Annotated in this window: 12 protein-coding genes; 7 read left to right on the top strand and 5 right to left on the bottom strand. The window is 62.6% G+C overall.

Annotated elements, in window-relative coordinates:
• Positions 1–25: 25 nt before the first annotated feature.
• The 4 genes from ACP7B3_RS00970 to ACP7B3_RS00955 all read right to left on the bottom strand — a co-directional run bounded on the left by ACP7B3_RS00970 (position 26) and on the right by ACP7B3_RS00955 (position 5,991).
• Complete coding sequence (locus ACP7B3_RS00970; RefSeq protein ID WP_426177293.1) at positions 26–3,553, bottom strand: molybdopterin cofactor-binding domain-containing protein; 3,528 nt, start codon at positions 3,551–3,553, stop codon at positions 26–28.
• Positions 3,550–4,041: a (2Fe-2S)-binding protein gene (locus ACP7B3_RS00965; protein WP_426177291.1), complete on the bottom strand. Its 492-nt coding sequence runs from the start codon at positions 4,039–4,041 to the stop codon at positions 3,550–3,552. The genes ACP7B3_RS00970 and ACP7B3_RS00965 overlap by 4 nt, the downstream gene beginning before the upstream one ends.
• A 337-nt stretch (positions 4,042–4,378) precedes the next feature.
• Positions 4,379–4,813: a MarR family winged helix-turn-helix transcriptional regulator gene (locus tag ACP7B3_RS00960; protein WP_315975600.1), complete on the bottom strand. Its 435-nt coding sequence runs from the start codon at positions 4,811–4,813 to the stop codon at positions 4,379–4,381.
• A 125-nt stretch (positions 4,814–4,938) separates the two neighbouring features.
• Positions 4,939–5,991 carry a 2,5-dihydroxypyridine 5,6-dioxygenase gene (locus ACP7B3_RS00955; protein ID WP_145165609.1) on the bottom strand — a complete coding sequence of 351 codons (1,053 nt, stop codon included), beginning with the start codon at positions 5,989–5,991 and terminating at the stop codon, positions 4,939–4,941.
• Positions 5,992–6,298: 307 nt separating this feature from the next.
• Between ACP7B3_RS00955 and ACP7B3_RS00950 the strand changes: the two genes are divergently transcribed.
• The 6 genes from ACP7B3_RS00950 (at position 6,299) to ACP7B3_RS00925 (ending at position 12,532) form a co-directional block, all read left to right on the top strand.
• Entirely contained in the window at positions 6,299–7,432 is a 1,134-nt protein-coding gene (locus ACP7B3_RS00950) for an FAD-dependent monooxygenase (RefSeq protein WP_426177289.1), read from the top strand.
• On the top strand, positions 7,429–8,226 hold the full coding sequence (locus ACP7B3_RS00945; RefSeq protein WP_426177287.1) for an alpha/beta fold hydrolase: 798 nt from the start codon (positions 7,429–7,431) through the stop codon (positions 8,224–8,226). Before ACP7B3_RS00950 ends, ACP7B3_RS00945 begins: the two co-directional genes overlap by 4 nt.
• Before the next feature lie 14 nt (positions 8,227–8,240).
• The gene (locus ACP7B3_RS00940; RefSeq protein ID WP_426177285.1) at positions 8,241–8,993 is read left to right on the top strand and encodes a maleate cis-trans isomerase family protein; all 753 of its coding nucleotides are present in this window, start codon (positions 8,241–8,243) and stop codon (positions 8,991–8,993) included.
• A gap of 196 nt (positions 8,994–9,189) precedes the next feature.
• Entirely contained in the window at positions 9,190–9,822 is a 633-nt protein-coding gene (locus ACP7B3_RS00935; protein ID WP_426177283.1) for an N-carbamoylsarcosine amidohydrolase, read from the top strand.
• Positions 9,823–10,116: 294 nt separating this feature from the next.
• Positions 10,117–11,427, top strand: coding sequence for an MFS transporter (locus tag ACP7B3_RS00930; protein ID WP_145165614.1), 1,311 nt, complete (start codon positions 10,117–10,119; stop codon positions 11,425–11,427).
• A gap of 28 nt (positions 11,428–11,455) precedes the next feature.
• Positions 11,456–12,532 carry a nucleoside hydrolase gene (locus tag ACP7B3_RS00925; protein WP_242197078.1) on the top strand — a complete coding sequence of 359 codons (1,077 nt, stop codon included), beginning with the start codon at positions 11,456–11,458 and terminating at the stop codon, positions 12,530–12,532.
• A 40-nt stretch (positions 12,533–12,572) separates the two neighbouring features.
• Here ACP7B3_RS00925 and ACP7B3_RS00920 read toward each other — a convergent pair whose 3' ends face one another.
• Positions 12,573–12,734, bottom strand: a complete 162-nt coding sequence (locus ACP7B3_RS00920; RefSeq protein ID WP_347341004.1) for a hypothetical protein — start codon at positions 12,732–12,734, stop codon at positions 12,573–12,575.
• 98 nt (positions 12,735–12,832) lie between these two features.
• Here ACP7B3_RS00920 and ACP7B3_RS00915 point away from each other — a divergent pair, with 98 nt between their 5' ends.
• Positions 12,833–13,978: a MalY/PatB family protein gene (locus ACP7B3_RS00915; RefSeq protein WP_242197081.1), complete on the top strand. Its 1,146-nt coding sequence runs from the start codon at positions 12,833–12,835 to the stop codon at positions 13,976–13,978.
• The last annotated feature ends 22 nt before the right edge of the window (positions 13,979–14,000 follow it).

Here is a 14,000-nt window from a genome sequence, read left to right as displayed (position 1 = left end):
TTTGATCTTCACCGGTTTTGGAATATCAGTGGGTGCCCGGGTTGGCCCGCAGGTGCGCGACCTTCTGTTCCAGCCCGGTCCACTGTTCTGCATTCGGCGCAAATTGCCCACGCAAATAGGCGACCAAATCCGCCACCTGCGTATTCGACAAACTGTCCTTGAACCCCGGCATGTACCCCAGATCCTGGGTCGCCGGGTTGCTGATCCCTTGCAGAATCACCTTGATCAAATTGTCCGGTTGATCACTGTGCACATTGGTATTGGTCGCCAGTGACGGGCTGACCCCAAACAGCTTTGGCCCCAGGCCATCGGCGTGACAGGCCTTGCACGACCCTTCAAACACACGCCGGCCATTGGGATTGGGCACCGTCGCTGCCGCCACGGTTTGCGCCTCAGCCGTCGCCTCGCCCTTGAGCGACGCCAGGTACACCGCCATCGCGCGAATGTCGGCCTTGGGCAACTTCGCCAACTCACTCACCACCGGCCCCATCGGGCCCGCCGCCACGCCATGGGCGTCGGAATAGCCAGTGCTGAGGTAGGTGAACAATTGATCTTCGGTCCATGGCGTCGGTGCCTTGGACACACCGTTCAGTGCTGGCGCCTCCCAGCCATCGACGCTGCCGCCGGCCAGGAAGGCCTTGCCGCCCTTCTCGGCCCCCATCAGGTTGCGCGGCGAATGGCACGCCGCACAGTGCCCCAGACCATTGACCAGATAATTGCCGCGATTCCACTGCTCGCCGCGCTCCGGTTGCAGCGTGATTTCACCGCGCCGTAGATTCAGCGCATTCCACCCCGCCATCAACGGCCGGATATTGAACGGAAAGCGCATGGCATTCGGCGTCGGCGCTTGGCTCACTGGCGCTTGCGACATCAGGTAGGCATACAGCGCCTGCATGTCCGCCTCATTGATATTGCGAAACGCCGTATAGGGAAACGCCGGGTACAAATTGCGCCCGTCACGGCCAATGCCCTCACGCATCGCCCGCTCGAATGCCGGGTACGACCAGGCACCGATGCCGGTGTTCACATCCGGGGTGATATTGCTGCTGTACAGGGTGCCGAAGGGCGTCTCCATCGCCAACCCACCGGCATTGGTCGCGCCGCCCGGTGCCGTATGGCACACCGCGCAATCGCCCACCGCCGCCAGCAAACGCCCGCGCTCCAGGGTGGCCTTGGACCACGTGCCGGCGCTGGGCGGGGCGATCGGTGCGATCGCGCCGTGAAACGGCCAGGCCGTGGCCATCACGGCGCCCAGCGTCGCAAACAGCGCGCCGAACCACCATTTTTTGCGTTTCTGTGGCGACGTGGCAGGCTCGCCGAGGGTGCCGGCATTCAGCGCTGCCAACACCCGCTCGGGGGTGATCGGCAACTCACGAAAACGAATGCCGGTGGCGTCATAGATCGCATTGGCAATCGCCGCCGCGCTGGGCACCGAGGCCGACTCACCGGCGCCCATCGGCGGCTGGTCCTGGCGCGGCATCATCAGCACGTCGATCTGCGGCACTTCAGGGAAGGTCAGGATCGGGTAACCGCCCCACTCCTTGCTGGCCACCGTCGATTCCTCAAAGGTCACCCGCTCCTTCAACATGCGGCTGGTGGACTGGATCACATTGCCGTGGATCTGATGCTGCACACCCGCCGGGTTGATCATCATCCCCGAGTCGTGGCCGATCACCACCCGCGTCACCGACACGTCGCCGGTGTGTTTGTCGACGGCCACATCCGCCACCCAGGCGGCCCACGCCGCGCCAAAACCGGGGAATTTACTGTGGATGTAGCGCGCGTAAGCAAACCCACGGCCCCGCAACAGATGGTCGTCGTTGGCGGTTTGCATGGGCGCGGTGCGCGGTGACCAGTTGGCGCGTTCGGCGGTGGATTTGACCAGGTCGATGGCGCGCTCGTCCTTGAGGTAGCGCAGGCGGTACTCCACCGGATCGACACCGGCGGCAAATGCCAGCTCGTCGATATACGATTCGTGGGCAAAGGTATTGGGCAATGCCGACACGCCGCGCATCCATGAGGCGCGCACGATGGGCGCCATGTCGTTGATGGTCACCCGCATGTTTTCGATGTGATACGGCGGGATCGAGGTGCGGTCGCCCATTTCGAACATCGCCGCCACGGGCTCGACGCGGCCGGTCAGCAACAGCGCCAGGGTCGGCGCGCCATTGGAGGGGTAGCTGGTTTCAAAATCGTACGCGGCAATGCTGCCGTCGGCGTTGAGGCCGCCGTCCACGTCCATCAACTGCGCCGTGCCCTTGGGCTCCCACAGGTGTTCCTGCTCGCGGGTCAGTTGCACGCGCACCGGTTTGTCCACCGCGCGCGACAACAGCAACGCGTCGGCGCAGACGTCATCGGCGCAGTTGCGCCCATAGCAACCGGCGGCTTCCAGGCGAATCACGTCGATCAGCGCTTCATCACAGTCCAGCAACCAGGCCAGGTCGGCGCGCAGCAAATGCGGGTTCTGGCTGCCCGACCACACGCGACTGCCCGCGGCCTGATAGTCGGCCACGGCGCACGACGGGCCGATTGAGCCGTGCATTTGATAGGGCCACAGGTAACTGCGCGGCATCCGCTGGCTGGCGCCCGCCAGGGCTGCATCGACATCGCCCTGATCGAGCACCGTGCGGCGTACCCGCGGGTTGTCACGGATCGCCTGCTCGACATCGCTCATGTCCGGCAAGGCGTTATTCCAGGGCTTCCACTGCAGCTGCAACTCATGGGCGGCCTTGATCGCCTGCTCTTCGCGCAACGCGACCACGCCCACAAAGTCGCGGATCACCACCACCGCAACAATGCCGGGGATATGTGCGATGGACGCCTCATCCACACTCAGCAGGCTATTGCCGACAAAATCCCCGCAGTCCAGGCCGGCATACGGCGGGCGCACGACGCGGCCGTGCAGCATGCCCGGCACGCGCATGTCGTGCACGTAGGTCAGCTCGCCCGTGGCCTTGCCGGGAATATCCACGCGCGCGGCGCCCTTGCCCACCAAGCGGTAATCCTCGATGGCTTTCAAGGGCGCATCGCCGCTGATGCGTAACTGGTCATGCTGGCCGCTGACCAGCTCGCCGTAAGTGGTGGTGCGCCCGTCTGCCGCCTGGATAACGCCCGCTTCGACCTTGAGGCTGGCGGTGCTCACGCCCCAGCGCCCGGCCGCCCGCGCCAGCAAAAAACGTCGTGCTTCGGCGGCAGCGTTGCGCAGCGGGATCGCCGAAATCTGCAAGGTCGCGCTGGCAATCGTCGCGCCCTGGTTCGGCACGCGCTCGGTGTCGCCCAGCACCATGGTGACCTGGTCCATCGTCAGGTCCAGTTCTTCGGCGACGATCTGCGCCAGCGAGGTGCGAATGCCGGTGCCCAGGTCCACATGGCCGTTGAACGCATAAACCAGGCCGTCATCGTTGACCGCGATAAACAGCCCCAGCTCTTTGGGTTTCACAGTCGGCGTGCCGCCCTTGGCCACCGGGCCGGAGGGCGGTAGTACATCGTCGACGATCAACAAGACGCCCGTCTTGGTCAGCCACTGGTCACGGGAAAGTGGGCTATCGGTCATGGTCGGCCATCCACGGTCAAGAGGTGAGCAGCACGCAATACGGCGCGCAGGATTTCGATATGGGTGCCGCAGCGGCAAAGGTTGCCCGAGAGTTCGTTGCGGATCTGGGCTTCGCTGGGGTTGGGATTGCGGTCGAGCAAGGCCTTGACAGTCATGATCATGCCGTTGAGGCAGTAGCCGCATTGCGCGGCTTGCTCGTCGATAAACGCCTGCTGCACCGGGTGCGGCGCCTGGCGTGTGCCGAGGCCTTCGAGGGTGACGATCTCACGCCCTGCCGCGCCCGCCAGCGGGAACACACATGAGCGTGCCGCAACACCGTCGATGATCACCGTGCAGGCGCCGCACTCGCCCAGGCCGCAGCCGTACTTGGGGCCGTTGAGTGCCAGGTCATTGCGCAGCACCAGCAACAGCGGCGTGTCCGCCATGGCGCTGACTTCGCGGATGTGGCCATTGACCTCAAGGGCAACCGTGATGGAGGGACTGATCATTCGCTTCGCCTGTGTCAGTTGGTGAAGTGGCTACTACACGAAACAGTCAAAAAAAAGCATCGCGGACCTGGGGTCTCGCGACACACTTGAATCGTGAAGTGGCTACTACATCAACACCGAGCAAAAACGATGCCAAGGGGTTGGGATTATCCTGACGTATGCAGGTTTATGGTGGTTGTGGCGAGCGGGCTTGCCCCGCGTTGGGGCGCGAAGCGGCCCCTCGTCCAGGCGATGGGGTTATTCAGGTAAACCTCATGGCGGGTTTGGGGGCTGCTTCGCAGCCCAACGCGGGGCAAGCCCGCTCGCCACGACAAGCCTGCTCGCCACAACAAGCCCACTATTCCTGCGGGTCGTCGATCATCTTGCGCAGCAGGAACAGCACCGCCACCCGTTCAGCCGGGTTGAGGTTGCTCAGGGTCAGTTCGCTGATCTGCGCGGCGCGCGGCGCGGTTTGCGCGACCAGGTCGGCGCCTGCGGCAGACAGGTCCACCACCACCTTGCGCTTGTCTTGCGGGTCCGGCTCCAGCGTGATCAGTTCCTTGGCCTTGAGCCGCTCGACAATGCCGCGAATGGTCGCCTGGTCAACGGCCGTGGCCTTGACCAGTTCGGTGAGGGAACTTGCACCCTGATCGCGCAGTGCACACAGGGTGACAAACTGCACGGCGGTGAGCTGGGAGTCGCCGACATTCTGCTGAAAGATCGCCAGGTGGCGCTGGTAGGCCTTGCGCAGCAGGTGGCCAACTTGTTCAGAGAAAACGTAGGAATCAGGCACGGCGGGCTCGGTGGGTGATTGGCGATGGGGACGCATGATGGCTGGCTTACCGGATCGACTCAAGTTTCTCATTGAGGAAACATGGTTAGAACTGTGGGAGCGGGCCCGCTCCCACATTGGGATCTTCAGCGGGCCAGAGAGGCTGCTGGGGCGACTACGTCACCGGCGATAACCACCGCCTCGTCATCCAGGTACACATCGCAATGACGCAGCGGAATGTCCATGTGGCACGGCGTCTTGCGCGTGCCGCCCACTTCGGTATTCGGCCCGGTGGAGAACAGGAAGTTGCCATAGAACGCCCGCGCGTCCATGCACATGCCGTCGTTCTTGTCATGCAAACCCATGGCGGTCCACTGCGCTTTTGGCTGCAAGCCCCAGCCAATGTGGGAGATGCCGTACACCTCCGGATCGTTGAAGTACTTCATGTAATCACGCAGGTACTCGGCCTCGAAACCACCGTGGATCCTGGTGATAAAGCCCTTCTCGATTTCCAGCGTGATTTTCTCGCGGGTGTAGGTCTTGAATGGCAGGAGGATGTCGCCGACGTCCAGCACCAGCACGCCCTCAGCGGTTTCCTCGTTGGGCCAGGAGAACAGGAAGCCGCTGGGCCAGTGGTCCCAGCGCCCAGGCTCATCGGCAAAACCGTATTCGGTCACCGACGGGTACTGCCCCAAGGCGGCGCGAAAATCACTGCCGGCGCGGGATTTGACGTGAATCGAACGCGCCTTTTTCAGTAATTGCTCGGCCGCCAGCACACGCACCTTGTCTTCTTCGGTGGGCAGCATGCGCGCCAGCACTTCCGGCGGCTCCACGGCCAGCAGGATGCGCGTGCCGGTCTTGAGGATCTGCTCCTGTTCCGGTGAATGCAGCAGCATCATCGTGTCAACCACCAGGTCGGCGGCTTCCAGCGCACGCTGGGCGGCGATGTTGCCGGTGAGCGCGGTGTCGCCGCAGTAGGCGGTCATGTCATTGCCCATTGCCCGCGGGTGATTGAACGACGGCAGCTCCACCGCATACACCTTGGCCCCCAGGCGCTGCGCCGCCTCCATCGCCGCACGCACGGTGCGTGCGTCGGAGTAATGACTCTTGAGCACGGCGACGCTCTGGGTCGGGTCGACCTTCGACAGCTTCAGCACGTGTTCAAACATCTGGGTCAGTTCGCAATCGCTTACCGGCATTTTCCTGTCTCCTGTGGGACTGCACCAAGTTCAAGCACTGCGCTTCACTCTAGTGCATTTTTATAGCGTATACGCCAATTAATAACGATAAGACCTGAATTGCAAGCGGACTGCAAGCGGCGCGCCAAAACGTTACCTATCGAAACAAACCCAGCATTTATTGGGAATATCACGTTACGCAGGTTCAACGAGGCCAAAAAATAAATTTGCAGAAGCGGGCTTCCCATTTTAAAAAATGAGCGTATACACTTTAAAAACCTTGCAGGCAGACGCTGCCGACAATCACAAAGAAAGAGGATTACGCCCCATGGGAAGCACTCAAAAAATCGCCATCGTCGGTGCAGGCCTGGGCGGCGCCGCCGCCGCTACCCTGTTGCAGCAGGCCGGTTTTGACGTGGACGTCTACGAGCAGGCGCCGGAGTTTTCCCGGTTGGGCGCGGGGATCCACATGGGGCCCAACATCATGAAAATCTTCCGCCGCATGGGCATCGAAAAGCAGCTGGACCTGATGGGCTCGCACCCAGAGCATTGGTTCAGCCGTTGCGGCGAAACCGGCGACTACCTCTCGCGCATCCCGCTCACCGGCTACGGCGCCTCGTATGTCACCGTGCACCGCGGCGACCTGCATGCCCTGCAGATGTCCACTCTCAAGCCCGGCACCCTGCATTTCAACAAGCGCCTGGAAACCCTCGAAGAAACCGACACCCAGGTGCGCCTGACCTTCGCCGATGGTGAAGTGACCTATGCCGACATCGTGATCGGCGCCGACGGCATCAATTCGAAGATTCGTGAAGAACTGCTCGGCGTGGAAAAACCGCTGTACAGCGGCTGGGTCGCGCACCGCGCGTTGATCCGTGGCGACCAGTTGGCCAAGTACGACCTCACGTTCGAAGACTGCATCAAGTGGTGGACCGAAGACCGCCACATGATGGTGTATTACACCACCGGCAAACGCGACGAGTACTACTACGTCACTGGCGTGCCGCATGCTGAATGGGACTTTCAGGGCGCATTCGTGGACAGCAGCCGCGAAGAGATGTTCGAAGCGTTCAAGGGCTACCACCCCACCGTGCAGGCCCTGATCGAGTCCACCGAAAGCGTGACCAAATGGCCGCTGCGCAATCGCAACCCGCTGCCGCTGTGGAGCCGGGGTCGCCTGGTGTTGCTCGGTGACGCCTGCCACCCGATGAAGCCGCACATGGCCCAGGGCGCCGGCATGGCCATCGAAGACGCCGCCATGCTCACCCGTTGCCTGCAGGAAACCGGCATCAGCGACTACCGCACCGCGTTCCAGCTCTACGAAGCCAACCGCAAGGAACGCGCCTCCCGCGTGCAGGCGGTGTCCAACGCCAACACGTGGCTGCGCACCCAGGAAGACCCGGATTGGGTGTACGGCTACGACCTGTACGCGCAGCCACTGAAATCGGGGGTGGCCGCGTGAGCACTTTTCTCTATGGTGGCAACGTCCAGGCCAACGGCATTCGCCAGCACTACCTGCGCTATGGCGGCAACGGCCCGGCGCTGATCCTGATTCCGGGCATCACCAGCCCGGCGATTACCTGGGGGTTTGTGGCCGAACGCCTTGGCGCGCAGTTCGACACGTACGTGCTGGATGTACGCGGGCGCGGCTTGTCGTCCACCGGACCCGAGCTGGACTACAGCGCCGACACGTGCAGCGATGACATCGGCGCGTTTGCCGATGCATTGAGCCTGGACAGTTACCACCTGGTCGGCCACTCCATGGGCGCGCGCTTTGCCGTGCGCAGTGCGGTCAAGCATCCGCAGGGCGTAAACCGTGTGGTGCTGATCGACCCGCCAGTGTCCGGCCCCGGTCGTCGTGAATACCCGAGCAAATTGCCGTGGTACGTCGATTCGATCCGCCAATCCCTGCTTGGGATGGATGCACAGGCCATGCGCGCCTTCTGCGCCACCTGGACACCCGAGCAACTGCAACTGCGCGCCGAATGGCTGCACACCTGCTTTGAGCCCGCCATCGTGCGCGCCTTCAATGACTTTCACACGGTGGACTTCCATCAGGACCTGCCTCACCTCAAGGCCCCTGCCCTGTTGATGGTGGCAGGGCGCGGCGGCGTGATCCTCGATGAAGACATCGCCGAAATCCAGGACCTGCAACCGGCCATCCAGATCGTCCGCGTACCCAACGCCGGGCACATGATTCCGTGGGATGACCTCGAGGGCTTCTTCGACGCGCTCGGCGACTTCCTCACCCAATAAAAACGGAGACCACCATGCAGAAGCCTTACCGCATCGGCCAGATCGTGCCGAGTTCCAACACCACCATGGAAACCGAGATCCCGGCGATGCTCAACGCGCGCCAGGCGATCCGCCCGGAGCGTTTTACGTTCCACTCCAGCCGCATGCGCATGAAGCAGGTGCGCAAGGAAGAACTGGCGGCAATGGACGGCGAGTCCGACCGCTGCGCCGTCGAGCTGTCGGACGCCAAGGTGGATGTGCTGGGATACGCCTGCCTGGTGGCGATCATGGCCATGGGCTTGGGTTATCACCGCAAATCCGAGCAGCGCCTGCGCCAAGCCACTGCCGATAACGACGCCAATGCCCCGGTGATCACCAGCGCCGGCGCACTGATCGAAGGCCTCAACGTCATGGGTGCCAAACGCATCGCCATCGTCGCGCCGTACATGAAGCCGCTGACCGAACTGGTGGTGAATTACATCCGCGAAGAAGGCTTTGAGGTGGTGGACTGGCGGGCGCTGGAAATCCCCGACAACCTCCAAGTCGCGCGCCACGACCCGGCCAACCTGCCGGCCATCGTCGCGGGCATGAACCTGGAAGGCGTCGATGTGATCGTGCTCTCGGCCTGTGTGCAGATGCAGTCGTTGCCAGTGGTCGCCAAGGTCGAGGCACAAACCGGCAAGCCGGTGCTCACTGCCGCCATCGCCACTACTTACGCGATGCTCAAGGCGCTGGATTTGGAGCCAATCGTGCCCGGTGCCGGCGCCCTGCTCTCCGGCGCTTATTGACTCACCGCGAGTGGGCTTCCTGTGGCGAGCGGGCTTGTCGTGGCGAGCGGGCTTGCCCCGCGTTGGGGCGCGAAGCGGCCCCTCGTCCAGGCAATGGGATTCGTCAGGCAAACCGCATGGCAGGTTTTGGGGCCGCTTCGCAGCCCAACGCGGGGCAAGCCCGCTCGCCACACATAGAGAATGAGGTGAAAAACAAATGAGCGAACAATCTGCCGACGCCAACTACCAAGGCGTCTGGGGCAACCGCATCGGCTTCGGTAAAAAGGCCGCGCTGCTGATGATCGACTTCATGCAGGGCTACACCACTGAAGGCGCGCCACTGTTCGCACCGGGTGTGGTCACGGCCGTGGCCGAAAGCGTCGAGCTGCTGGCCAGTGCGCGCCAGCATGGGATTGCGGTGGTGCACACCAATATCCGCTACCATCGCGGCCATTTCGCCGATGGCGGCATCTGGGTCAAGAAAGCCCCGGTGATAAAAGACATGGTCGAGGGCAACCCACTGGCGGCGTTCTGCGCCGAGGTGCTGCCCCAGGACGATGAAGTGGTGATCACCAAGCAGTACGCCAGCGCGTTTTTCGGCAGCAGCCTGGCCCCGATGCTGCACGCTCAAGGCATCGACACTGTGGTACTCGCCGGCTGCTCCACCAGCGGCTGCATTCGCGCCACGGCAGTGGATGCGGTGCAACACGGGTTTCGCACCATCGTCGTGCGCGAATGCGTCGGCGACCGACACCCGGCGCCCCACGAAGCCAACCTGTTCGACATCGACAGCAAGTATGGCGACGTGGTGAGCAAGCAGGAGGCGATGAGCAAGTTCAGGGAGCAATAACGATTGACCAGGAACCACGACAAAGAGCGTGGTCCGGAAAAAACTGAGCGTCTCCCACTTTAGAATGCAATCGAATGTGGGAGCGGGCTTGCTCGCGAATGCGATCTGTCAGTCAAAAATGTACTGACTGATCCACCGCTTTCGCGAGCAAGCCCGCTCCCACACTTGATCTCCTCCAGCAGGGAAATCTCAGTCTTCTGACACTGCCTTTGGAAGTCGCTTTTACAGCACTCCGAAGTGCTGGAACAAAAGCGGCTGTATAAAAACCATAAGTCACCGCCAGGAGACACCCCAATGCCCATTGCGAATGCAGCGCCCGCGACCACCGTCGCCGACCCCGTCACCACGCTCTACCACAAGATCACCTGGAAGCTGATTCCGTTTCTGTGTTTCTGCTACCTGGCCGCTTACCTGGACCGCATCAACATCGGCTTCGCCAAACTGCAGATGCTCGACCAGCTGCACTTCAGCGAAACCGCGTTCGGCCTTGGCGCCGGCTTGTTTTTTGTCGGCTACATCATCTTTGAAGTGCCCAGCAACCTGGTGCTGGAACGGGTCGGCGCGAAGATCTGGATCGCGCGCATCATGATCACCTGGGGCCTGCTCTCGGCCTGCACCATGCTGGTCACCTCCACCACGCAGTTCTACATCCTGCGCTTTCTGCTCGGCGCCGCCGAAGCCGGGTTTTTGCCGGGTGTGTTGTATTACCTGACCACCTGGTTTCCGACGCATCGGCGCGGCCGCATCATCGCGCTGTTCATGATCGGCCTGCCGCTGTCCAGCGTGATCGGCGGCCCGTTGTCCGGCTGGATCATGGGCCACTTCGACAACCTGGGCGGCCTGCGCGGCTGGCAATGGCTGTTCCTGATCGAAGCGGTGCCCAGCGTTTTGCTCGGCGTGCTGACCTTCTGGGCGCTGCCCAATACTTTCCAGCAAGCCAAATGGCTGTCGGACGACGAAAAGGCCCTGCTCGAAAGTGAGCTGCGCAAGGACGAAGCCGACGCCACCGGCAGCAAGCACAGCTTCCGCGACGGCTTCTTCAACCTCAAAGTGTGGATGCTTGGCGGTATCGACTTCTCGATCCTGCTCAGCGCCTACGCCATGGGTTTCTGGATGCCGACGTTCATCCGCAACGCCGGGATTACCGACACCTTCCACATCGGCCTGCTGACCGCATTACCCAGCGTGGCGGCGTTGCTCGGCATGCTGCTGATCGGCGCCAGCTCCGACAAACACCGTGAACGTCGCTGGCACATCATCGTGCCGTTTTTCATCGGCGCGGCCGCCATGGCCACCAGCACATTCTTTACCCATAACGTGGTGGCCACGGTGGTGCTGTTCGCCATCGCCTCGGCCGCGATCATCGGCGCCGTGCCGGTGTTTTTCAGCCTGCCGGCAACTTTTCTCAAAGGCACCGCAGCAGCCACCGGCTTTGCCCTCGCCTGCTCGGTGGCGAACATCGCCGGCCTGGTAAGCAACTCGCTGATGGGCGTGGCCATCGACGTCACCGGCAGCAGCGCGGGCGCCTTGTGGTTTTTCGCCGGCTGCCTGATCCTCAGCAGCTTCCTGGTCATCGCCTTGCCGGCGAAACTGGTGAACCGTTAACAACAACAATTTCTGCGGATGAATCACCATGCAAGGCTTCTTTAAAAGCTGTGCACTGCTTGTCGCGGTCGGCCTGTGTGCCGGCACCGCGCAAGCGGCCGAAAAAGTCATCTTCGACACCGATTTCAACGTGCTCAACGATGACGGCCAGGCCTTTATCATGCTCGCCCAGCTGCATGCGCAAAAACGCATCGAGCTGCTGGGCATGACCCTGGTCAGCGGCAACGCCTGGGTCGACCAAGAACAGGTCGATGCCCTCAAGGCCGTGGAACGCATGGGCGTGGAAAAAGAGGTGGGCGTCTACTCCGGCGCCGCCTACCCGCTGCTGCATGACTACGCCACTTACGAGGCAGAGAAAGCGCTGTTTGGCGCCGGTTGGCCGGGCGCGTTCAAAAACCCGCGCCCTGCCTCGCCCTCGCAGTTGATCGCGCCACCGGATGGCCTGGCGACGCACACCCAACTGCGCAGCGAGACCGCCGCGCAGTTCATCGTGCAAAGCGTGCGCGCCAATCCCCATCAAGTGACGATCCTTGCCGTCGGCCCCTTGACCAATATCGCCCTGGCGATTCGCTCGGCGCCGGACATCGTGCCGCTGATCAAGCGCATCGTGTACATGGGCGGTGCGTTCCAGATTCCGGGCAACACCACACCGGCGGCGGAATTCAACTGGTGGTTCGACCCGGAGGCGGCAAAGATCGTCCTGCGCTCACCGATCGAGCACGTGATTTTCCCGAATGACGTGTGCGAGAAAGTCACCTTCGACAAGTCGGTGTACCAGCGCGTGGTTGCGCAAAAAGGCGCGATTGCCGAGCTGTACAAGCACGAGTTCGGGCCTTTGTTCGACAAAGACCCCAGCTACCACAGCTTCACCTGGGACAGCTTGCCGGCGCTGTTCCTGGTCAGCCCGGACATCGTCACCGAGTCCCGCGATTTGTGGGTGGATGTGGACGCAACGTTCGGCGCCGACTACGGCCGTGCGCTGGGCTACCAGAAAGGTGCACCGCTGGGCACGCAGAAAGCCAAGGTGGTATTTGGCGTCGATCAGCACAAATTCTGGGACGGCTACGTCGGCCTGGTGACGCTGCCGACTCCGGTCAAGCACTGATAAAGGTATCGCTTCCACCTTGCGTGGGAGCGCCCCTCACTCAGCCTGCCAAGGCAAAGCCGCGTTGCAGATCCTCGATCAGCGCCGCCACATCTTCCGAGCCGATATGCAAGCGCACCACCGGGTTCAACGCCCGCTCCGTCGCGCTTTCACGGTCGCGTGTATCCGCCACGGTGACCAGGCTTTCATAGCCGCCCCACAAATCCCGACGCCGTATGAGGCAATCAGCGCTGGCCTATAAAAATAATGGCGCTAGAATCAGCGCCATTCTTGCGCCTGCCTCCCTGACACGAGCCTCCCATGAGCTTTGATTTCGACACGATCCACCCCCGCCTCGGCACCGGCAGCACCAAGTGGAACCGTTACCCGCAAGACGTCTTGCCGATGTGGATCGCCGACATGGATATCGCCGCGCCACCTGCCGTACTGCAAGCCCTGCACCAGCGCCTGGACCAGCACATCCTGGGCTACAGCGTGGCCGGGCCGGATGTGCGTGAAGCCATCGTTGCCGACCTGTGGGCCAAATACGCCTGGCGCGTGCTGCCAGACGAACTGCTGTTTTTGCCCGGCGTCGAACCGGGCTTCAACATGGCGCTGCACGCGTTCGTGCAGCCGGGCCAGCCGGTGGTGCTGCAAACCCCGAACTATCGCCCGATTCGCCTGGCGCCAGCGAACTGGAACCTGCCGCGTATCGAAGTGCCCTTCGCGTTGAGTAACGGCGAATACCTCACGCCGCTGCCGGCCCTGCGCCAGACGCTGACCGGCGCCGGCGCGCTGCTGTTGAGCAACCCGCACAACCCCATTGGCAAAGTCTTCCCGCGCGAAGAACTGCTGGCCGTGGCCAACGCCTGCCTGGAAAGCGGCGCGCTGATCATCAGCGACGAAATCCACGCCGAGCTGTGCTTCGATGGCCGTCGCCATACGCCTACCGCCAGCCTCAGCCCCGAGATCGCCCAGCGCACCATCACCCTGATGTCGGCGAGCAAGGCCTACAACGTCGCCGGCTTGAAGACCTGTTTTGCCGTGGTGCAAAACGCCCAGATGCGCGAGCGCTTCAATAACGCGCGTTGCGGCATGGTCGACAGCGTCAGCCCGCTTGGCCTGGAAGCTACCCGCGCAGCTTACAGCCAGTGCGGTGAATGGCTGGAGGCGCTGTTGAGCTACCTGCAGGCCAACCGTGACTACCTGCTCAACGCCGTGCAAACCCGTTTGCCCGGCGTGGTGATGCATGCCCCGCAAGGCACCTTCCTCGCGTGGCTGGATTGCAGCGCCCTGGGCCTGGACGATCCGCAGCAGTTCTTCCTGGAACAGGCCAAGGTCGGCCTGAGCGCCGGCATTGAGTTCGGCGATGACAGCCAGCAGTTTGTGCGCCTGAACTTCGGCTGCCCGCGTGCGATGCTCGAAGAGGGCTTGCAGCGCATGGAGCGCAGCCTGAAAAACCGCTAAGCGACTGGCCCCATCGCCGGGG

Origin of the sequence: Pseudomonas sp. TWRC1-2, from assembly GCF_049896685.1 — a bacterium.
Classification (GTDB): domain Bacteria; phylum Pseudomonadota; class Gammaproteobacteria; order Pseudomonadales; family Pseudomonadaceae; genus Aquipseudomonas.
The sequence above is the reverse complement of the archived record's forward strand: the minus strand, read 5'-3'. Positions and strand labels throughout refer to the sequence as shown.

Bases quoted from the DNA above. Each gene is read 5' to 3' on its own strand.
- ACP7B3_RS00940 (WP_426177285.1), top strand. From the start codon at position 8,241: ATGCAGAAGCCTTACCGCATCGGCCAGATCGTGCCGAGTTCCAACACC.
- ACP7B3_RS00930 (WP_145165614.1), top strand. From the start codon at position 10,117: ATGCCCATTGCGAATGCAGCGCCCGCGACCACCGTCGCCGACCCCGTC.
- ACP7B3_RS00915 (WP_242197081.1), top strand. From the start codon at position 12,833: ATGAGCTTTGATTTCGACACGATCCACCCCCGCCTCGGCACCGGCAGC.
- ACP7B3_RS00970 (WP_426177293.1), bottom strand. From the start codon at position 3,553: ATGACCGATAGCCCACTTTCCCGTGACCAGTGGCTGACCAAGACGGGC.
- ACP7B3_RS00935 (WP_426177283.1), top strand. From the start codon at position 9,190: ATGAGCGAACAATCTGCCGACGCCAACTACCAAGGCGTCTGGGGCAAC.
- ACP7B3_RS00950 (WP_426177289.1), top strand. From the start codon at position 6,299: ATGGGAAGCACTCAAAAAATCGCCATCGTCGGTGCAGGCCTGGGCGGC.
- ACP7B3_RS00965 (WP_426177291.1), bottom strand. From the start codon at position 4,041: ATGATCAGTCCCTCCATCACGGTTGCCCTTGAGGTCAATGGCCACATC.
- ACP7B3_RS00925 (WP_242197078.1), top strand. From the start codon at position 11,456: ATGCAAGGCTTCTTTAAAAGCTGTGCACTGCTTGTCGCGGTCGGCCTG.
- ACP7B3_RS00955 (WP_145165609.1), bottom strand. From the start codon at position 5,991: ATGCCGGTAAGCGATTGCGAACTGACCCAGATGTTTGAACACGTGCTG.